This window comes from Tritonibacter horizontis, assembly GCF_001518015.1.
Taxonomy (GTDB): domain Bacteria; phylum Pseudomonadota; class Alphaproteobacteria; order Rhodobacterales; family Rhodobacteraceae; genus Epibacterium; species Epibacterium horizontis.
The window spans coordinates 18,195-38,745 of record NZ_LPUY01000092.1; the positions used below are offsets into that span (position 1 = coordinate 18,195).

The window sequence follows — 20,551 nt, forward strand, 5'->3', positions numbered from 1 at the left end:
CCGGAATGATCGCTATTTCTTGACCCAACGCCCTGCGTCGCGGCTGCTTTCTAGGCAGGATGAGATGAACCACATCCCGTCCAGCCCGTCGTCCAGCCCCGGCAAAGGCGCGGTCTCACTCGCGCCCGAAATCAGGTCTGCAGCCTCGGAATAGAGCGTTGCAAAACCCTCCAGATAGCCCTCCGGATGGCCGGGCGGGATCCGTGTGCCTTCGGTGGCCTCTCCCTGACCCCGTGTCAAAAGCTGCGGCGCGTTTCCGAACCGGGTGAACCACATCTGATTGGGGTTCTCCTGCGACCATTCCAAACCGCCCTTGGCGCCGTAAACGCGCAGCCGCAGACCGTTTTCGTTGCCGACCGCGACCTGGCTGGCCCAGATCATCCCGCGCGCGCCGTCTTCAAGGCGCAGCAGAATATGCGCGTTGTCGTCGACGGCCCGCCCCTCGACAAAGCTGTGTAGCTCCGCCGATAGTGCTTCGGTTTGCAAGCCGGTGACGAAAGACAGCAGGTTGAACGCATGGGTGCCGATGTCACCGATTGCACCAGCCCCCGCGCGGGTGGGATCCGTGCGCCAGTCGGCCTGTTTGTTCTGCGTGTCTTCTGCCAGCCAGTCCTGCGCATACTCCGCCTGAATGACCCGGATCGCGCCCAGATCGCCCCGCGCGACCATTTTGCGGGCCAGCCGGATGAGCGGGTAGCCGGTATAGTTATGCGTCAGGATGAAACGCGCATCGGAGCGGCGCGCGGCGGCTGCCAGCTCTTGCGCCTGCTCCTGGGTCGCGGCCAGCGGTTTGTCGCAGATCACGTGAATGCCTGCGTCTAGAAAGGCAATCGCGGGGGCCGCATGAAGGTGGTTCGGGGTCACGATGGCCACGGCATCGATCCCGTCCTCCCGCGCGGCTTCGGCCTGCGCCATCTCGGCAAAGGAGGTATAGCTACGATCTGCCGGAATGCCGAGGTCTGCCGCCGAAGCCGCCGCGCGGTCCGGGTCGGACGACAATGCCCCGGCGACCAGCTCCCATTTTCCGTCCAGCCGTGCCGCGATCCGGTGGACACCACCGATAAAGGCGCCTTGGCCGCCGCCGACCATTCCGAGTTTCAAGCGTTTCATAGTCCCAGCATCCTCTTGAGTGTCGCGTCATCCCGTTCGGAACCGGCGAAATCGTCAAACGCCTTGCCGGTCACATCGATCAGATGTTGCGCGATGAACGGTGCCCCTTCGGCGGCCCCTTGTTCGGGCGATTTGATGCAGCATTCCCATTCCAGAACGGCCCAGCTGTCATAGCCATATTGGGTCAGCTTGGAAAAGATGGCTCCGAAATCGACCTGACCATCTCCGAGCGAGCGGAACCGACCGGCGCGGTTGGTCCAGGACTGATACCCGGAGTAGACGCCTTGGCGCCCGTCCGGGTTGAACTCCGCATCCTTGACGTGAAACGCGTTGATGCGGTCGTGATAGAGGTCGATGAAAGCGAGGTAATCCATTTGCTGCAACAGGAAATGGCTGGGGTCATAGTTGATCATCGCCGCCTCGTGCCCGTCCAGCGCATCGAGGAACATTTCCCAGGTTGCCCCGTCAAAAACATCCTCGCCGGGATGGATTTCATAGCCGATGTCCTGGCCCAGATCCTTGTAGTGGTCCAGAATCGGACGCCACCGCCGGGCCAGTTCGGCAAAGGCTTCTTCGATCAGACCGGCAGGCCGCTGGGGCCAGGGGTAGAGATAGGGGAAAGCCAGCGAACCGGTGAAGCTGACCGTATGCGACAGGCCCAGTTTCTGGGAGGCATTGGCGGCCTTTTTCACCTGATCCACCGCCCAGGCCTGACGCGCGGCCGGGTTGCCCTTTACGGCATCTGGCGCGAAGGCGTCAAAGGACAGATCATAGGCGGGATTGACGGCAACCAGCTGGCCCTGCAGATGGGTCGACAGTTCCGTAATCTCGACCCCGGCTTCCGTACAGATGCCTTTGATCTCGTCGCAATAGGTCTGGCTCTCGGCAGCCTTATCAAGATCAAAGAGTCTGGCGTCGAAGGTCGGGATCTGCACGCCCTTGTAGCCGAGCCCGGCGGCCCATTTACAGATCGAGTCGAGCGAATTGAACGGGGCGCTGTCGCCGGCAAATTGGGCCAGAAACAGGGCGGGCCCCTTGATTGGTGCGGTCATAGTGTTCTCCATTTCCAGCGCCACGCGAACGCGCAGGCCGTTTCTCATGTCGGCATCTCCGCCTGCGAGACCATCGCAGGCGGAAAAGGTCAGGCGAGCAGGGCCTGGGCGTCGGCAATGCCAAGGGCGGCCGGGCGGTCACAACTGGTTTTGATCTCGACAAACTCGCCGCTGTCGCCAGAGGCCAGAATAGAGGTCATCACATCAACCACGTGCAGGGCAAATTCAAGGGCGCAGCGATGGGGCCTGTCTTCAAGGATGGCCTGCGCCATATCTGCCAGCCCCGCGGCGCGGTAATTTGCCCGCCCGTCCTCGTTGGATTGGCTGAAGGGGTGATCCCAAGCGGGCAAGCCATTGGCAAAGCTGCTTTTCTGGGTCATGCGCACTTCGCCACCGAAAAAGTTCGGATCGGGCACATGCAGGGTGCCCTTGGTGCCGTAAAGTTCCATGTTGGAATGTCCGTGCTGCCAGACGTCCCAACTGGCGCAATATGTGACCTGCGCGCCGGACTGGAACTGCATCACCGCATGGATCGTGGTCGGTGTCTCGACCTTGATCTTCTCACCAGCGCGGGGCTGTGAGGTAATAGTGCGGTATTCCTGGGCGGAGGACGACATGGCACAGACGCGTTTTACCGGCCCCAGAAGCTGCACAAGGTTCGACAGATAGTAGGGACCAAGGTCGAGGATAGGCCCACCACCGGGCTGGAAGAAAAAGTCAGGATTCGGGTGCCACATCTCCATGCCGGGGCTCTGAACGAAACAGGTGCCGGAGGTGACATCACCGATCGCGCCGGTGTCGACCAGCTCGCGGGCCAACTGATGCGCACCGCCAAGGAAGGTATCCGGGGCGGAGCCGACGCGGAGCGATTTGGCCGCGGCCAGGCGGGCGAGTTCTTCGCCTTCTTCGCGGCTCAGGACAAATGGTTTTTCCGAATAGACATGCTTGCCCGCTTCGAGGATCTGGCGCGACACCTTAAAGTGGGCCGCCGGAATTGTCAGGTTGACGACGATGTCGATATCATCTGCCGCCAGCAGCCCGTCGATGGTGTCTGCGCGCAGGCCGAATTCGCTGGCGCGCGCATGGGCGGCCTCGGCGTTCAGATCCGCACAAGCGCGCATTTCAATCCCCGAAAACATCGGAGCAAGACGCATGTATGCGGCAGAGATATTGCCGCAGCCGATGACGCCGATACCAAGTGGTTTAGTCATGATTGGCCTCGTTAAAAGGTTTTGAATGTTGCGATGGAACGCTCGGCAAAGCGGGGCGTGTCAGAGGGCTTGTCATGCTCCATCACAAAGAGCGACACGCCGGCGCCGCGCAGAGCCGTGGTCAAGCTGGCCCAATCCATGGTGCCGTGGCCGACATCTGCCCAGCCGTCCTCGTCCTCGCACTCCCCTTCGGTGGCGATGTCCTTGACGTGGGCAGCGGTGATGCGATCCTTGTAGCTGTCGATCCAGCTCATCGGGTCGGCGCCGCCGCGCACCACCCAGGCCACGTCCATTTCCCACTCGATCGAGGGGGCCGTGTCCAGGATCACCTGCATCGGGATTTCACCGTCGGGCAGGGCTATGAATTCCCAGTGGTGATTGTGCCAGCCAAAGCTCAGGCCCGCGTCCTGTACCCGTTTGGCTGCCGTTTCCAGCCGCTGGCCCAGATCGACCCAGGCCGCCAGGTCGCCACCGTTGCGCAGGTCGTCTTCGGGCGCGGGGCAGAACAGTTTCTTGATCCCCAGCGTTTTTGCCGTCGCAATTGTGGTGTCAAAATTGTCTTCGAACTGGCTGATCGGAAAGAAATGCCCGGACGGCATCGTCAACCCATTGGCCGCCATCAGGTCGCGGGTTTCTTCGACATTCTGGTAGACGCCGCCGAAGCCTTCGACCTGCGTGTAGCCCAGTTTGGCCAAGAGCGCGAATGTGTCTGCCCAGGAGGTATGTTCACGGGCGGAATACAGTTGAAAAGAAACATCCATCGGTGTGATCCTGTTGTTAGATATGGAACGTAACGCCGCTCAGAGGCGGATTTCGGTTTTTGTGTCAAAGAGGTTGCAGCGCACGGGATTGAAGCCAATCGGCAGCGGATCCCCTTCGGTGATGTCGGTCCGGCCATCCATGCGGACCCAGAAACTCTGCTCGCCGACCATGACCCGCACCAAAGTGTCCGACCCCAGAGGTTCGACCAGTCGGACCTTGGACTGCAACTGAATGGCGCGGCTCGCGGCTGCCTCGCCAGAGGCGATATGTTCGGGACGAATGCCCAACCAGGCGCCTCCGGCCGCTGGCGCGTCGTCGAAAACATAACCCTCTAACGAGAAGGTGCCGCTGCCACAGGTGAAGGTCGGGGTTCCGTCGGCCTCTAGCGAGATGGCGCCGTCGAGGAAGTTCATCGAGGGCGACCCGATGAAATCGGCCACATATTTGCAGTTTGGCCGGTTGTAGATTTCCTTGGGCGAGTCGAGTTGCAAAATCTGCCCGCCGCGCATGATCGCGATGCGGTCGGCCAGCGTCATTGCTTCGATCTGGTCATGGGTGACATAGATCATGGTGTTGTGGAGGGTCTGATGCAGCTCCTTGATTTCGGCCCGCAGGTCGGTCCGCAATTTGGCATCGAGGTTTGAAAGCGGCTCGTCGAATAGAAACACATCGACATCCCGCACCAGGGCGCGCCCGATGGCGACCCGTTGACGCTGTCCACCGGACAGGGCGGCCGGCTTACGCTTCAGCAGCGGTTCGATTTGCAGGATGCGGGCGGCGTTGGCGACACGTTCGGCCACTTCTGCCTTGGAAAAACCGGCATTCTTGAGGCCAAAGCTGAGGTTCCCCTCTACCGTCATCTGCGGGTAGAGCGCATAGCTCTGGAACACCATGCCGATCCCGCGTTTTGAAGGCTCTTCCCAGGTGACATTCTTGCCCTGGATAAAGATCTGGCCATCAGAGACATCCAGCAGCCCGGCAATGCAGTTCAGCAAGGTGGATTTGCCACAGCCGGAGGAGCCAAGAAGCACCAGAAACTCCCCCTGTCCGACATCCAGATTCAGGTCATTGATGACCTCTACCGCGCCAAAGCTGAGGTTGAGGTCCTTGATTGAGATACTCGGGTCCATTTGCATTGTCCTCAGCCTTTGACCGCGCCGGCGGCAATGCCCCGCACGAAGAGTTTTCCGGAAACAAAATAGATGAACAGCGGCACCAGTCCGGTCAGCAGCGTGGCGGCCATGTTCACATTGTATTCTTTGACGCCCTGCACCGAATTGACGATATTGTTGAGCTGTACCGTCATCGGATAGAGGTCGGGCTTGGTGTAGATCACGCCGAACAGGAAGTCGTTCCAGATGCCAGTGACCTGCAGGATCATGGCGACGACGAAAATCGGCAGCGACATCGGCAACATGATCTGAAAGTAGATGCGCCAGAACCCGGCGCCATCAACGCGGGCTGCCTTGAACAATTCTTCGGGCAGAGAGCTGAAGTAGTTCCGGAACAGCAGCGTCAGGATTGGCATCCCAAAGATGGAATGGACCATGATCAGCCCGGTGAGGGAGCCATAAAGACCCATTTCCCGCAGCAGGATCACAATCGGATAGAGCATCACCTGATAGGGGATGAAGGCGCCAAAGATCAGGATGGTAAAAAACGTGTCCGCGCCACGAAACCGCCAGTTGGCGAGCGCATAGCCGTTCACGCTGGCAATCGCGATGGACACAATCACCGACGGCACCGTGATCCGCACCGAGTTCCAGAACCCGCGCGACAGCCCGTCGCAATTCAGCCCGGTGCAGGCTTCGGACCAGGCCTTGACCCAGGGTTCAAAGGTGATCTCCAGCGGTGGCGCAAAGATATTGCCCATGCGGATCTCGGGCATCCCCTTGAGCGAGGTCATCACCATCACCCAGAGCGGCAGCAGGTAATACAGCGAAACGATGATCAGCGTGCCGTAGATCATAATATTGTTTCGTGTCAGAATTTTACGCGGTTTGGGCCCGCGTGGGCCGACGAGGGTCGAGGTCACATCAGCCACGTTTCTTGCTCCCGAATTCCATATAGGCCCAAGGGACCACGACGATCAGAACCGCCAGCAACATCATTGTTGAGGCCGCGAAGCCCTGGCCGAGGTTCTGGCCACCGAACATGTAATCGTAGACGTATTTTGCAGGCATCTCGGTCGCGATGCCGGGCCCGCCGCCGGTCTGTGCCACGATGAGGTCGTAGACTTTGACGATCGCTGCTGCGACCAACACCAGGGTGGTAATGAAAACCGGGCGCATCATCGGGATCACGATGAAGATATAGGTTTTCCAGGCCGGAATGCCGTCCACTCGGGTGGCTTTCCAGATCTCCTGGTCGATCCCGCGCAGCCCGGCAAGCATCAAGACCATGATCAGCCCGGTGCCCTGCCACAGGCCTGCGATCAGCACCCCGAAAATGGCGATGTCGGCGTTGTAGAGCGGATCGAAATTAAAGCTCTCCCAGCCGAGGCTGCGCAGAATGTGTTGCACCCCGAACTCCGGGTTCAGCACCCATTGCCAAACCAGGCCGGTGACGATGAAACTCAGCGCATAAGGATACAGGATGATGGTGCGGAAGGTGCTTTCAAACCGGATCTTCTGATCCATCAGCGCCGCGAGGATAAAGCCGATCACGAAACTGAAGATCAGCATACAGATGCCATAGATCATCAGGTTTTCGATCGAGACCATCCAGCGCCGCGTTTCCCAGAGACGCTCGTATTGATCCAGGCCGACGAACTTCCATTTCGGCAACATTTTTGAGCTGGTGAAGCTATAGGCGACGGTCCAGACGGTTCCGCCGACGAAGACGACAAGGGCTGTCAGGATCATCGGAATTGCCGCGATCTTGGCGGAGAGATTCCGAAACAGCCTATTGGGTCGTGAAGCAGCCATCAGGCGCCTCCCGTTCGTTACATGCAAGATTTCAGAAAAACCCGGCCCGCTGTCTGAATAGGGTCAGCGCAGCAGGCCGGGCAGGGAGGTCAGATCATTCGGCGTCCGCGATGATCTCCGCAAACCGCTCCTGAGCGGCCTCTGCCGTCAGCGAGGTATCTGCAAAGAACTCGACCATCAGATCTTCGATCTGCCGGGTGGTGTCCTGCGTGATCAGCTGATCACCACCGGGCAGGGTTTCGGCGTTGTTCAACACCTCAAGACCCTTTTTCATGCAATCATTGGCCGCCGACAGGTCGACGTCGCCACGCACCGGCAGCGAGCCTTTTTTCAGGTTGAAGGCAACCTGAACTTCGGGAGACAGCATCAGCGCCGCCAATTCGCCCTGGGCCGCTGTTTTGTCGGCATCGTCCAGAACAGGGAAGTAGAAGGCATCCCCGCCGGTGGTCAGCACGTTCTTTTCACCAAGTCCGGGAAGACAGTGGTAATCCTTGCCTGCGACCTGGCCCGCGACCGCGAATTCACCCTGCGCCCAATCGCCCATGATCTGACCGCCAGCCTTGCCGGTGATCAGCATGTTGGTTGCCTGGTTCCAGTCTTGCACGTTGGAGTTGGCAGCCATGGCACGGGCCTGATCGGCCGCCTGGAAGATCTTGGCCACGTCGGGGCCTGCTGCCGCTTCGGCGTCTTTTTCGTCATAAACCTTGAGGTAAACGTCGCTCGGCAACAGCGCGATCATCATCACGTCAAAGGCGCCTTTTTGCTGCCAGCCCTGTTGGCCCATGGCCAGGGGGACGAGACCTGCTTCGGTGAGGGCCGGGGCCGCCGCAACAAATTCGCTCCAGTTGGTGGGCACAGGCACGCCTGCGGTTTTATAGGCGGCATCGGACAGCCACAGCCACTGCCAGGAGTGAATGTTGACCGGTGCGCAATAAATTTTGCCATCCAGCGTACAGGCGTCCAGCAGCGACGGTGGGTTGACGATGTCTTTCCAGCCTTCTGCCTCGGCGATCTCGGTCAGGTCACGCATCAGACCTGCCTCCACCAGCTCCTCCGCCTGCCGACCATGGTTGAACTGGGTCGCGGCCATCGGGTCACCGCCGGTAATGCGCGAAATCATCACGGGGCGGGCGGTATTGCCGCTGCCTGCGATGGCACCGTCTTTCCAGGTGTGCTCGGTCTTTCCGTCAAAAGCCTTGGCCAGCTCTGACACCGCGGCCGCCTCGCCGCCGGATGTCCACCAATGGGTGACTTCCAGCTCGGTGGCATGGGCAGCTGTCACGCAGCACATGGCACTGGTCGCGGTCAGTATCGTTTGTAGTTTCGTCATTTATCTTCCTCCCTTGTGGACCCCTCCTACTGGGTCCCTCCTTTCGTCCACGGCTTGTTTTCTTTGCACAGGCCGCCTCTGAAAACGTTTACATCGGCAGTTAAACAAAGTTCTTCTTTCTCGTAAACGTTTACATTTGCCTTTCCTCGTTTCTTCTGGTTTTGCGCCGACGCGCTGGCGCAGGGCAGGCACTGCTCCGGCTGCATCTCGTTGATTGATCGCTACTTTTTGAATGCCCCCTCAGGTGGTGCGTCCCGCTGGCAGGGCGACGAAGCCGAGCCAGCTTGCGCCCAAATGTGCCTTGTTCCGGCACTTGCAGCGCAGATCCGCCCGATCCCGTGCGGCGTCGAGGCGAATCGGTTCTCTGGCAAACAGACCAGAGTCGCGGTTGTTGCACTCTTGTGCGATCGTCATGCGCTGGCCGCCGTATCCCCGGCGTCGAAATGCGGCTTACTGCAATAAATTTCATTTCTCTAAAAAAACTCTCAACCGCATTGATCCGCTGCCGATCTTCTCTTCTAGTCGGAGCGTGCAATAAACGGCGGGAGATGAAATTTCTTGCGGGGCGGTTGGAGGAGCCGCCAGAGCACATAGGATTTTGATCTAGGGAGGAGACGAAAATGAAAAATATCAAAGGGGTGCTTGCAACCGCAAGTATAGTAGTCGCCAGCGCAGCCGGAAGCAGCCAGGCGGAGACACTGGCCTGTGAACCGGGCGAGGTTTACATCATGAACGTGATGGTGTCGGGCCATCCCTACTGGATCCCGGTTTACCAGGGGTTCAAACAGGCGGCAGAAGCGTTTGGCTGTGACACGATCTTCTCGGGCACACCCGATTATGACATCACCAAACAGATCGCTTCGTTCGAACAGGATCTCGTCAAGAGCCCCGCCGGTGTGCTGTTGCACCCGATGCAGGCTGATCCCTTTATTGAACCGATCAACCGGGCCATCGAAAACGGCACTGAAATTGTGACCTTTGCGGCAGATTCACCCAATTCGAACCGCACCGGCTACATCACGTCGGACAACCTGGCCGAGGCCAAGTTCGCAGCAGAAGAATTCGTCAAAGCGCTGGGCGAGGATTTTGAATTCGCGGTGCTGGAAAATCCAGGCCAGAGCAATCACGATCTGCGGGTGACTGCCTTTCTCGACTATATGAGTGCGCATTATCCCGATGCCAAACTGGTCGGGCGGCAGGCCACCAATCAGGACAGCAATGCCGCGTATCGTGCCACGGCCTCGATCGTTCAGGCCAACCCGGAGCTCGACGCCATGTGGATCCCCGAAGCAGGCTCCGCCGAAGGTGCGGTCGCTGCGATCCTCGAAGCCAAGGCCGATGTCATGGTGATGCATGCGGATGTGACGCCGACGACGCTGGAACATATCAAGGCGGGGAACATTCACGCGGCGCTCAATCCGAACCAGGGCATGCAGGGCTTCATGGGGTTCATGGCGACCTTCATGGCGGCCCATTCCGAGGTGTTTGATCCGTTCAACGACTACAAGGTTTCGGGCTACAACCCGGTGCAGATCCCGTTTGTCGACAATGGCTTTTCCGTTATCACGAAGGAAAACGCCGAGAGCTTCGACCTCAACGCCTATATGGAAGGGCGCGATCCCAGCTGATCAAGCGTTCCGACGGTCGCCTGGGATATCTCGCAGGCGGCCGGTCTCACCGTTTCAATACAGTAGGTAGCCATGACGGATGATGTGATCCTGGAAATCTCCGATCTGTCGAAATCCTTCGGTCCGGTGCGGGCGTTGCGAGGGGTCAATTTCGAACTGCGACGGGGCGAAATTCACGCGCTGGCGGGGGAAAACGGGGCTGGAAAGTCGACCTTGATGAACATCATCGACGGGATCTTACAGCCCGACAGCGGCGAAATCCGGCTGGACGGCAAACCGGTGCGGATTGCTTCGCCCGCTGCGGCCCAGACGATGGGGATCGGCTTTGTCCATCAGGAAATCGCTCTTTGTCCCGATGTTTCGGTTGCGGAGAATATCTTTATGGCGACCACCAACGCCAGCCGCGCGCTTTTGATGGACTACCACAGCTTGACACAGCGGGCGCACGACGTGTTCGCAAAGCTTTCGGATATCGACCCTTCTGTGCTGGTGCGGGATCTGTCCATCTCCAACCAGCAGCTGGTGGAAATCGCCAAGGCGCTGACATTGGACTGCCGGGTCCTGATCCTGGATGAGCCGACCGCGGCGCTGACCGAGACGGAGGCGCAGGTTCTGTTCGGGATCATGCGGCAGCTGGCGGATCGCGGCATATCCATTATCTATATCTCGCACAGAATGGTTGAGATCTTTGATAATTGCGACCGGGTGTCGGTGTTTCGGGACGGCCGTCATGTGACGACGGAAATCGTGGCTGACATCACGCCGGGGGATGTGGTCAATGCCATGGTCGGGCGGGATCTCGGCGACATCTATCCTGAAAAACAACCCCTGTCCGAACAGAGCGAACAGGAAGTGTTGCGGGTCGTGGATCTGAACGAGACCCATCGGTTTCACGATGTCTCATTCTGTTTGAAGCAGGGCGAAATCCTCGGGTTTGCCGGTTTGATCGGCGCTGGGCGCAGTGAAATTGCCAAGGGGGTCTGCGCGCTTGAAGGGACCGTCACCGGCGAGGTCTGGCTCAACGGGGAACGGCTGCGTCTGCGCGATTACCAAGACAGCATCAATGCTGGCATGGTCTATCTTTCCGAAGACAGAAAGGGGGATGGCGTCTTTCTCGACATGTCGATTGCGGCCAACATCGCAGCCCTGAAGCCCGAGCAAGTTGCCAATCGGATCGGTCTGATACAGGCCGATCAGGAGGAAACACAGGCGGCGATCCTTGGTCGAAAGCTGAACCTGAAATGCGCCAGTCTTGGCGACCCTGTTTCCGCCCTCTCGGGCGGCAATCAGCAAAAGGTGGCCCTGGCAAAGATGCTCTCGGTCAATCCCAGGTTGATATTCTTGGATGAACCGACCCGCGGTGTCGATGTCGGCGCCAAGGTGGAGATCCACCGCATCCTGCGCAGCCTCGCAAACGAAGGGGTGGGGATCATCGTCATTTCGTCCGAGCTGCCCGAGCTGCTCGGCGTATGCGACCGGGTTTTGGTGATCCACGAGGGCCGCATCCGTGGCGAAGTCAGCGGGGCGGATATGACAGAAAACAAGATCATGCATCTCGCCTCGGGCACTGTTCCCGGCGTCGCTGCAACGCCGCATCCGGCGGTATAGGGGAAAAGAATGGATAACACACTCAACATGGCCGAGACCAAACAGGCCGAGCACGCAGCGCCCCTGTTCAAGCGGCTGATCCGTATGCGGGAAACCGGGCTGATCCTGATCATCCTGGCGCTTTTTGTGACCATGTCCTTTGCCTCGCCCTATTTTCTGACCTGGGTCAATGTGCGGGCCATGACCATGGCCTTTGCGGTCGAGGGGATCGTGGTGGTGGGGATGACGGTCCTGCTGATCTCGGGCGGGATTGATCTGTCCGTGGGGTCGGTGACGGCCCTGTCGATGGTCATCGCGGGCTGGCTGTTTCTGAACGGTATCGACCCTTGGGTGGCTTCCGGATTGTCGATCCTGGCCTGTACCGCAATTGGCGCCTTCATGGGGTTTTTCACGACGCGGATCGGTTTACACCATTTCATCGTGTCGCTCGCGGTCATGGTGATCGCCAGAGGGGCCTGCCTGCTGGGCACCGGCGGCCGACCGCTTGGCCTTTATACCTTGCCGCCGGAATTCAAATTTATCGGTCAGGGATCCATCGGTCCCATTCCGGTAGTGATTATCATCTTCGTGGTGGTGGTGATCGCCTTTGATTTCATGCTGCGCCGCACGACGATGTTCCGAAAGGTCTTTTACACCGGGAGCAACGAAAAAGCCGCCGCCTATTCCGGTATCCGCACCAAGAAGGTGGTGTTTCTGACCACGACGCTTTGTTCGGCGCTCTGTGGCGTCGCCGGGATCATCTATATGGCGCGCTTCGGGTCTGCCCAGCCGACGTTCGGGCTTGGGATGGAACTGAACGTGATTGCCGCGGCCGTGATCGGTGGCGCCAGCCTCAATGGCGGCTCCGGTTCCATCTTCGGGGCGATCCTCGGGGCGGTGCTGTTGTCGGTGGTGTCCAGTTCGCTGGCGCTCCTGGATGTCTCCGTCTACTGGCAAGACATCATTCGCGGATCAATTCTGCTCACCGCTGTGACCATTGATCACTACCTCAACAAGAAACGGCGCTGAGCGAAGGGAGTGACGCAATGATCGACAGAATGCCCGAATATGAGACGATCCGGCAGATCCAGACGGTCTTGGTGCTTCATTTCGTCGAGGGACGCAAACAAGCCGAAATCGCCGAGCAACTGAACCTGTCCACGTCCAAGGTAAACCGGCTGATCACCCAGGGCCGCAAGCTTGGTATGCTGAAGATCGAGGTCGAAAGCCCGTTTCAGCGTCTGGTGGAGCTGGAGGATGCGCTGGTCCGCGCGGATGGGCTCAGCAGTGCGATGGTCACGCCAACCGTGGAAGGCAGCGAAAAGGCGACCTTGCAGCAGGTCGGTCAGGCCGCCGCCAGTCATCTTGCCGAGACGCTGCGCGACGGGGATGTGATCGCCATTACCGGCGGCAAGGCGGTCAGTGCCGTTGTTGAATGTCTCGACATCGACCGCCAATGGGATGTGACCGTCGTGCCTTTGACCGGGGGTGTGCAGGGCAAGTATTTCACCGATGTGAACCATTTGGCGACGCGCCTCGCCCAGCGTCTGGGGGGCAAGACGATGTTGCTGCATGCGCCGCTCTTTGCCGAAAGCCGCGCCCAGCGGGACATGCTGATGGAGGTCAGCTCGATCCGCGAAGTTCTGGAGCTGGCGCGGCGGGCCAATGTTGCGTTGGTGGGTATCGGCTCGGTGCAGCCGGCCGAGTCGAGCTACTACGATCTGCATCCGGTGCCAGAAGCGGACCGCAAGATGCTGGTCGGCACCGGGGTGGTGGGCGAATTCATGGCCCATTTGATCCGGGACACCGGCGCGGTTGCGAATTTCGCGCTCAACTCCCGCCTGGTCGCCCTGTCCCCGACTGAGCTGAACCGGTGCCCAAAGGTTATCGGGATCGCCGCAGGCGCAGGCAAGGTGCGCCCGATCTCTGCTGCGTTGAGCGGTGGCTATCTGAATTCACTGATCGTCGATGAAGACACCGCCGAAGCAGTGCTCAAGTTAAGAGAAGGAAAAGAAAATGTCGCATGAAATGCTCACGCGTGAAATCGGCGGCTCGGGGATCAAGACCTCTGCCATCGGCCTGGGAACCTGGGCCATCGGTGGCTGGATGTGGGGCGGCACCGATGAGGCGCAGTCCATCGCCGCGATCCAGGCCTCGATCGATGCGGGTATCAGCCTGATCGACACCGCACCGGCCTATGGTCAGGGCCGGGCCGAAGATATTGTCGGCAAGGCCATCGCGGGACGGCGGGACAAGGTGGTGCTTGCCACCAAATGCGGCCTTGTCTGGCATGTCCAGAAAGGCAACCATTTCTTCGATTACGAGGGGCAGCCCGTCCATCGCTATCTGGGCAAGGATGGCATCATCCACGAGGTCGAGCAGAGCCTGAAACGGCTCGGCACCGATTACATCGATCACTACATTACGCATTGGCAGGATCCGACGACCCCGGTTGATGAAACCATGGCGGCGCTGGAGAGCCTGAAACAGGCGGGCAAGATCCGCTCCATCGGGGCCAGTAACACCACACCCGAAGATCTGCGCGCCTACCTCGCTGCGGGGCAGCTCGACGCGGTGCAGGAAGAATACTCCATGATCGCACGGGGGTTGGAGACCGACATGGTGCCGCTTTGCGTGGAAAACAATGTCTCTGTACTCAGCTATTCGTCGCTGTCGCTGGGTCTGTTGTCCGGAAAAATGGGGCCGGATCGCCAGTTTTCCGGCGATGATCAACGCAAGGACAACCCGCGGTTTTCGCAGGCCAATCGCGAAAAAGTGGCGCAGCTGATGGCGGCGATAGACCCCATCGCTGACGCCCATGGTGCAACCCGGGCACAGATCGTCATTGCGTGGACCTTGCAGCAGCCTGGGATCACCTTCTCCCTCTGCGGTGCCAGAGATCCCCGGCAAGCCGTCGAAAACGCCAAGGCAGGGCAGCTTCGCCTGAGCGCTGACGAAGGCGCGGCGATCAGCGCCGCCGCTGCGATGCACCTGCAAGATCTGGACGGCTGACCCCGCCGCGACACTCGTTTCACTTTGACGCAATTTAACGCCGGGCCGATCCCGACGAACGGAGAAGATATGTCCGATCAACGCGACACACAGTGGCAGGCCTTGGTGCGGGATGGGGCGTTCGACGTCGTCGTGGTGGGCGGCGGAGTTAATGGGATCGGAACCTATCGCGATCTGGCGCTTCAGGGGCTGCGGGTTTTGCTGGTGGAGCGAAACGATTTTGCATCGGGATGCAGCGCTGCCCCGTCGCGCATGATCCACGGAGGGTTGCGCTATCTGGAGAATGGCGAGTTCGACCTGGTTCGCGAATCCCTGCGCGAGCGGGACGCGTTGCTCGAAAACGCGCCCCATATGGTCTACCCGCTGCCGACGCTGATCCCGATCACCTCGATGTTTTCCGGCATGTTCAATTCCATGGCCAGTTTTGTTGGCGCCGGGGGGACGCCGGCGCGGCGGGGCGCGGTTCCGATCAAGCTGGGGCTTGCGCTTTATGACTGGATCACGCGCAAACGCAGGATGCTCCCCCGGCACCGGTTCGCGGGCGCTGAGCGCACCCGCCGGGACTGGCCCAAACTGACCAGAATGGCGAAGTTTTCCGCCGTCTATCATGACGCCTGGATCGGGTTTCCGGAACGCCTATGCCTGGAGATGATCGCCGATGTGGCGCGTTTCGCGCCCGGGTGTGTGGCCCTCAACTACGCCGAGATCCGGCGCAACGGACAAGGGTTCGACCTGAGATGCACGCGCAGGGGCGCAGAGGTCCCGATTGTTCCGGGGCTGATCGTGAACGCAACCGGGGCCTGGCTGGATGAAACGGTGTCTTCGCTGGGCGCCCGCGCAGAGGGCCGGATGGTCGAGGGCACCAAAGGCTCGCATCTGATCCTTGAAAACCCGGAGCTGCTGTCCGCGCTCAACGGTCATATGGCCTATTTTGAGAACGAAGATGGCCGCGTTTGCATCGTGTTCCCGTTTCATGATCGGGTGTTGGCGGGCTCCACCGATATTCGGGTCGCCGATCCGACCCGCGTGCGATGCGAACCGGAGGAAACGGCGTATATTCTGGCTTCGCTGCAGCGGATCTTTCCCGAAATCGCGCTGGACCCGCGCCAGATCGTGTTCAGCTATTCGGGTATTCGGCCGCTTCCGAAAAGCGATCAGGACTTTACCGGCCGGATCTCGCGCGGCCACGACGTGCGGGTGCTGCGCGGGGATGTGACCCAGCTTTGCATGATCGGGGGCAAATGGACCACGTTTCGCGCCTTTGCCGAACAGGCTGCGGATCTGGCTCTGGCAGAGCTGGGCCGATCCCGGCGTACGGGCACGCTAGGCCGACAGATCGGCGGCGGGGCGAAGTTCGACGCAAAAGCGACGGAGCAGGACTTGCAGCGGGAGTTCGCCCTGCCGCCGGGACGTATCCGGCACCTGATCGCGCGCTATGGCAGCCATGCCGCGACGGTCGCGGCGGCCTGCCCGCCCGACGATGCCCGCCTGGCACCGACCACCTTCTACACCACAGGTGAAATTGCCCATCTGATCCGTACGGAACAGGTGGAAACCCTCTGTGACCTGGCATTGCGCCGGACCGATCTGGCGATCTCCGGCGTGCTGTCGATGCGGATCATCACCGCCCTGGCTGCGGTCCTGTGCCGCGAACGGGGGCTGACGACCGAGCAAACAGAACGCCAGATCACCAACCTGGTTCAGGACCTGGACCACTATCACAGCGTCACCGCTGAAACTCTGAAACTTCGTGACACGCAAGGAAACACAAAATGCGCCTGAGTCAAAAAGCACGCATGAACCGGATGTTCTCAAATGGAGGCTGCCTTGATGTGGCCATCGACCACGGCGTCTGCAACGAACCCAGCTTTCTCGTCGGGCTGGAGGATATCGCAGGCGTGATGGACACTTTGATTGGCGCCGGGCCCGACGCCATCCAATGCGCCTATGGTCAGGCGGATTTGCTGCAATCACGTCCGGAAAAGGACAAACCCGCACTGGTGATGCGGATCGACATGGGCAATCCCTACAACGATCAACGTCACCGCGAGATGTGGTCGATGTTGCAGAACGCCGAAGAGCCGCTCATCGGCGCGCTGGAAATGGATGCGGCTGCGGTGGTCGTCAATCTGTTCATGTTGCCGGACGAGCCGGAGCTGTTCCGGCAATGCGTTGAAAATATCTCGCGGGTCCGGGCGGCCTGCCAGACTTATGGAATGCCACTGATGATCGAGCCGCTGGTGATGCTGCCCAACGATATTCGCGGTGGCTATCAGGTTGACGGCGATGCCGACAAGATCGTGACATTGACCCGGCTGGCCAGTGAAATGGGCGCTGACATCATCAAGGCCGACCCGACCGAAAACCCCGAAGACTTTCACCGCGTGGTGGAGGCGGCCCGGGTGCCGGTCTTGGTCCGTGGCGGCGGCAAGGAAGATTTGCAGACCGTTTTGAATAAATCCGCCGCCCTGATGGCCCAGGGGGCAAAGGGGATGGTCTATGGCCGCAATATCTATCAGCATGACAACCCAAAGGCGGTGGTGCGCGCGTTGATGGCGATGATCCACAACGGGGCGGATGGCGCAGAAGCATGGGATATTTATAATCGTGGCTGATCGAAAGACTTATCTGCTTGGCCTTGATGCGGGCAATACCATCATCAAGGCGGTCTTGTTCGACCTTGACGGACGCCAGGTCGCGATGAGCGCACAGGATGGCACCAGCACCACGCCGATGCCGGGCCATGTGGAGCGGGATCTGTCGCAACTCTGGCGCAACGCGGGGCAGGTCATCCGCGATTGCCTGTCGCGTGCCGGGGTGGCCCCCGAACAGATCGCCGGTGTCGGCTGCGCCGGCCATGGCAACGGTCTTTATGCCCTCGACCGCAGCGATGCGCCCTTGATCGGCATTCAGTCCCTGGATACCCGTGCCGCGGATCTGGCGGCAGCGCTGAGCCGCGAGAGTGGCGTCAAGCTGCACGAGATCTGTCTGCAAAAACCCTGGCCATCGCAAACTCCGGTGCTGCTGGCCTGGCTTAAACGCCACCGCCCGCAGATCTACGACCGCATTGGGACGGTGTTCCTCTGCAAGGACTTCATCACCTTCCAGCTGACCGGTGCGCGGGTCAGCGAGACCTCTGATATGTCCGGCTGCGGGCTGACTCGGATGCCCGACTGCCACTATGATCCGGAGCTTCTGGCGCTGTATGGGCTGGACGGGGCCGAGGCCCTGCTGCCCCGGCTGATCCAGCCGGCGGATATCGCGGGCCATGTCACCGCCCGCGCCGCGCAAGAGACCGGCCTGGCCGAGGGCACGCCAGTGATTGGCGGTTTCTTCGATGTGATCTCCTCGGCGCTGGGGTCGGGCGTCAGCGACCCCGGCGAGGCGTCGATCATCGCGGGCACCTGGTCGGTCAACCAGGTCTTTTCACAGGCGCCGGTGGTCGACCCTTCGGTCTTTATGGTGTCCGGCTTTGCCAAGGACCGGTTCGTCAATATCGACTCCTCCGCAACCTCTGCTGCCAATCTGGAATGGTATGTCCGGACCCTGGTTGAGCGCGGCACGCATCACGAGGACCCTTTTGGTTATTGCAATCAACTCCTTGGGCAGGTGACGCCGGCGCTTGATGACCCGATCTGCCAGCCGTTTCTCTATGGATCAGGTCAGGGCGCGGAGTTTCGCGGCGGCTATTTCGGTCTGGCGGGATGGCACGGCGAGGGGCATCTGCTGAGGGCCCTGTTTGAGGGCGTGGTTTTTGAGCACCGCCGCCACATCGAGGTTCTGCGCCGGGCAGGCGTCCGGTTCGAGGCCGCCGTGCTGTCGGGCGGTGGCGCGCGCAGCCCCCATTGGCCGCAGATCTTTGCGGATTGTCTCGGCGTGTCGATCCGGGTTGCCGAAGCGCGCGAAACAGGCGCCCTGGGGGCTGCAATCGGCGTTGCAGTCGCGACCGGTCTCGCAGAAGATTACAGGGGGGCTGTTAAACGGATGACACGAACCCAGTCGCACTTTGCGCCGAATGTAGAGATGCGCGCGCATTACGATCGCCGCTACAAGCTCTACAGTGACCTCAATCTGGCGCTGCAACCGGCCTGGGCGCAGCTGGCAACACTCAAGGCAGACACCTGACATGCACGGAACCGAAGAGCTGGGCGACACCTATGACTATATCATCGTGGGCGGAGGCACGGCCGGTTGTGTTCTTGCCAACCGCCTGAGCGCGGATCCGCAGAACAGGGTCTTGCTGCTCGAAGCGGGCAAGAGCGACAATTACCACTGGGTGCATATTCCGGTTGGCTATCTCTATTGCATCGGCAACCCACGCACCGACTGGATGATGACAACCGCACCCGAGGCCGGGCTGAACGGGCGTGCGCTGACCTATCCGCGGGGCAAGGTCCTGGGCGGCTGCACATCGGTCAATGGCATGATCTACATGCGTGGCCAGGCGGCTGACTACGATATCTGGCGTCAGCTGGGCAATCCGGGCTGGGGGTGGCAGGATGTATTGCCCTATTTCCTGAAATCCGAAGACCACCACGGCGGCGACAGCCCGCTGCATCGGGGCGGTGGCGAGTGGAAAGTGCAGCGGCAGCGCCTGAAATGGGACATCTTGCGCGCGGTGCAGAAAGGGGCCGAGGAATTTGGCATCAAACCGCGCGCGGATTTCAACGACGGCAACAATGAAGGGTCGGGGTTCTTCGAGGTGAACCAGCACAAGGGCGTGCGCTGGAACACGGCCAAGGCCTTCCTGCGGCCTGCGATGAAACGCACCAATCTGCGGGTCCTGACCGAGGCCCATACCCATCGCCTGATCCTCGACGGCAAACGCGTGTGTGGGGTGGAATACCATCACAAGGGAGCATTGCGGCGGGCCGGTGCGGGGCATGAGGTCCTGTTGGCAGCCGGCGCGATCAACTCGCCAAAGCTGCTGGAGCTTTCCGGGATCGGGCAGCCCGACCTTCTGGCGCGGCATGGGATCGAGACCCGGCATGCGCTGGCCGGCGTTGGCGAAAACCTGCAAGACCATCTGCAAATTCGCACCGTTTACAAGGTTCAGAACGCCAAGACCTTGAACACGATGGTAAATAGCCTGACGGGCAAGGCCAGGATTGCCCTGCAATATGGCTGGAACCGCAGTGGTCCGATGTCGATGGCGCCCAGTCAATTTGGCATGTTTACCAAATCACGGCCCGATCTGGACATGCCGGATCTGGAATACCACGTGCAGCCCTTGTCCACCAACAAGCTGGGGGATCCGCTGCATCCTTTCCCCGCCATTACAGTCTCGGTGTGCAACCTGCGGCCCGAGAGCGTCGGGGCGAGCCATATCCAGGCGGCCGATTTGGACGTGCAGCCAGAGATCCGGCTGAACTACCTGTCGACGCAGCAGGACAAGGCGGTTGCGCTGGCGTCGATCAAACAGGTGCGCGAGGTGATGACAGCCCAGGCCCTGGTGCCGCACGCGCCGGAAGAAATCCTGCCCGGCCCCAATTGCAACAGCGACGCGGAGATCCTCGATGCCGTGGGCGACATTGCCACAACGATCTTTCACCCCGTCGGCACCTGCAAAATGGGATCAGATCCGCGCGCCGTTGTGGATGCGGAATTGCGGGTTCACGGGCTGTCAGGTCTGCGGGTGGTCGATGCATCGGTGATGCCGAAAATCGTGTCGGGCAATACCGCCTCGCCGGTCATCATGATCGCTGAAAAAGCCTCGGACCTGATTCTCGCGGCGGCCCGCAGCCGCTAGCCTGCGGCTGACCCGCGCGGGCGGGGCGCGCGTCGAAAAACGCCCCTGTGTCGTGGCCATTCACCTCTTGCAAAAGCGGGCACAGAGGGGGCTGCCCCTTTACGTCATTTTAAGCGAACCTATGCGACCTTCCCGGCAAAGTTGATGAGATTCAGGAACCTCCCGCAGGTTCGAGCAAGAGGA

18 protein-coding genes are annotated in these 20,551 nt (G+C 60.4%); 9 read left to right on the forward strand and 9 right to left on the reverse strand.

What is annotated here, in order from left to right; translation table 11 throughout:
* Nucleotides 1–12 precede the first annotated feature (12 nt).
* The 9 genes from TRIHO_RS17550 to TRIHO_RS23950 all read right to left on the reverse strand — a co-directional run bounded on the left by TRIHO_RS17550 (nt 13) and on the right by TRIHO_RS23950 (nt 8,806).
* Entirely contained in the window at nt 13–1,110 is a 1,098-nt protein-coding gene (locus tag TRIHO_RS17550) for a Gfo/Idh/MocA family protein (RefSeq protein WP_082705184.1), read from the reverse strand.
* Nucleotides 1,107–2,162: a sugar phosphate isomerase/epimerase family protein gene (locus tag TRIHO_RS17555; RefSeq protein WP_068246769.1), complete on the reverse strand. Its 1,056-nt coding sequence runs from the start codon at nt 2,160–2,162 to the stop codon at nt 1,107–1,109. Before TRIHO_RS17555 ends, TRIHO_RS17550 begins: the two co-directional genes overlap by 4 nt.
* 89 nt (nt 2,163–2,251) lie before the next feature.
* Nucleotides 2,252–3,373 (reverse strand): Gfo/Idh/MocA family protein, encoded by a 1,122-nt coding sequence (locus TRIHO_RS17560; protein WP_068246716.1) that lies wholly within the window; start codon nt 3,371–3,373, stop codon nt 2,252–2,254.
* 11 nt (nt 3,374–3,384) lie between these two features.
* A complete protein-coding gene (locus TRIHO_RS17565) occupies nt 3,385–4,134 on the reverse strand; it encodes a sugar phosphate isomerase/epimerase family protein (protein ID WP_068246720.1) in 750 nt (249 codons plus the stop codon).
* A 39-nt stretch (nt 4,135–4,173) separates the two neighbouring features.
* Nucleotides 4,174–5,265 (reverse strand): ABC transporter ATP-binding protein, encoded by a 1,092-nt coding sequence (locus TRIHO_RS17570; RefSeq protein ID WP_068246721.1) that lies wholly within the window; start codon nt 5,263–5,265, stop codon nt 4,174–4,176.
* Nucleotides 5,266–5,276: 11 nt separating this feature from the next.
* Nucleotides 5,277–6,179 carry a carbohydrate ABC transporter permease gene (locus tag TRIHO_RS17575; protein WP_232367821.1) on the reverse strand — a complete coding sequence of 301 codons (903 nt, stop codon included), beginning with the start codon at nt 6,177–6,179 and terminating at the stop codon, nt 5,277–5,279.
* The gene (locus TRIHO_RS17580) at nt 6,172–7,062 is read right to left on the reverse strand and encodes a carbohydrate ABC transporter permease (RefSeq protein WP_068246726.1); all 891 of its coding nucleotides are present in this window, start codon (nt 7,060–7,062) and stop codon (nt 6,172–6,174) included. Before TRIHO_RS17580 ends, TRIHO_RS17575 begins: the two co-directional genes overlap by 8 nt.
* A 94-nt stretch (nt 7,063–7,156) precedes the next feature.
* Nucleotides 7,157–8,392 (reverse strand): ABC transporter substrate-binding protein, encoded by a 1,236-nt coding sequence (locus TRIHO_RS17585; protein ID WP_068246729.1) that lies wholly within the window; start codon nt 8,390–8,392, stop codon nt 7,157–7,159.
* Nucleotides 8,393–8,632: 240 nt separating this feature from the next.
* On the reverse strand, nt 8,633–8,806 hold the full coding sequence (locus TRIHO_RS23950) for a hypothetical protein (RefSeq protein WP_165595926.1): 174 nt from the start codon (nt 8,804–8,806) through the stop codon (nt 8,633–8,635).
* A 206-nt stretch (nt 8,807–9,012) separates the two neighbouring features.
* Here TRIHO_RS23950 and TRIHO_RS17590 point away from each other — a divergent pair, with 206 nt between their 5' ends.
* From TRIHO_RS17590 to TRIHO_RS17630, 9 genes are all read left to right on the forward strand, one after another.
* Entirely contained in the window at nt 9,013–10,020 is a 1,008-nt protein-coding gene (locus TRIHO_RS17590; protein WP_068246730.1) for a substrate-binding domain-containing protein, read from the forward strand.
* A 72-nt stretch (nt 10,021–10,092) separates the two neighbouring features.
* Nucleotides 10,093–11,628, forward strand: coding sequence for a sugar ABC transporter ATP-binding protein (locus TRIHO_RS17595; protein ID WP_068246731.1), 1,536 nt, complete (start codon nt 10,093–10,095; stop codon nt 11,626–11,628).
* A gap of 9 nt (nt 11,629–11,637) precedes the next feature.
* The gene (locus tag TRIHO_RS17600; RefSeq protein WP_082705186.1) at nt 11,638–12,636 is read left to right on the forward strand and encodes an ABC transporter permease; all 999 of its coding nucleotides are present in this window, start codon (nt 11,638–11,640) and stop codon (nt 12,634–12,636) included.
* A 17-nt stretch (nt 12,637–12,653) separates the two neighbouring features.
* The gene (locus TRIHO_RS17605; RefSeq protein ID WP_068246734.1) at nt 12,654–13,634 is read left to right on the forward strand and encodes a sugar-binding transcriptional regulator; all 981 of its coding nucleotides are present in this window, start codon (nt 12,654–12,656) and stop codon (nt 13,632–13,634) included.
* Nucleotides 13,624–14,619, forward strand: a complete 996-nt coding sequence (locus tag TRIHO_RS17610) for an aldo/keto reductase (RefSeq protein ID WP_068246742.1) — start codon at nt 13,624–13,626, stop codon at nt 14,617–14,619. Before TRIHO_RS17605 ends, TRIHO_RS17610 begins: the two co-directional genes overlap by 11 nt.
* Nucleotides 14,620–14,688: 69 nt before the next feature.
* A complete protein-coding gene (locus TRIHO_RS17615; RefSeq protein ID WP_068246745.1) occupies nt 14,689–16,401 on the forward strand; it encodes a glycerol-3-phosphate dehydrogenase/oxidase in 1,713 nt (570 codons plus the stop codon).
* Entirely contained in the window at nt 16,392–17,234 is an 843-nt protein-coding gene (locus TRIHO_RS17620) for a class I fructose-bisphosphate aldolase (RefSeq protein ID WP_068246748.1), read from the forward strand. Before TRIHO_RS17615 ends, TRIHO_RS17620 begins: the two co-directional genes overlap by 10 nt.
* A complete protein-coding gene (locus TRIHO_RS17625; RefSeq protein ID WP_068246751.1) occupies nt 17,227–18,744 on the forward strand; it encodes an FGGY-family carbohydrate kinase in 1,518 nt (505 codons plus the stop codon). Before TRIHO_RS17620 ends, TRIHO_RS17625 begins: the two co-directional genes overlap by 8 nt.
* A 1-nt stretch (nt 18,745) precedes the next feature.
* Nucleotides 18,746–20,368, forward strand: coding sequence for a GMC family oxidoreductase (locus TRIHO_RS17630; protein ID WP_068246754.1), 1,623 nt, complete (start codon nt 18,746–18,748; stop codon nt 20,366–20,368).
* Nucleotides 20,369–20,551: the final 183 nt, after the last annotated feature.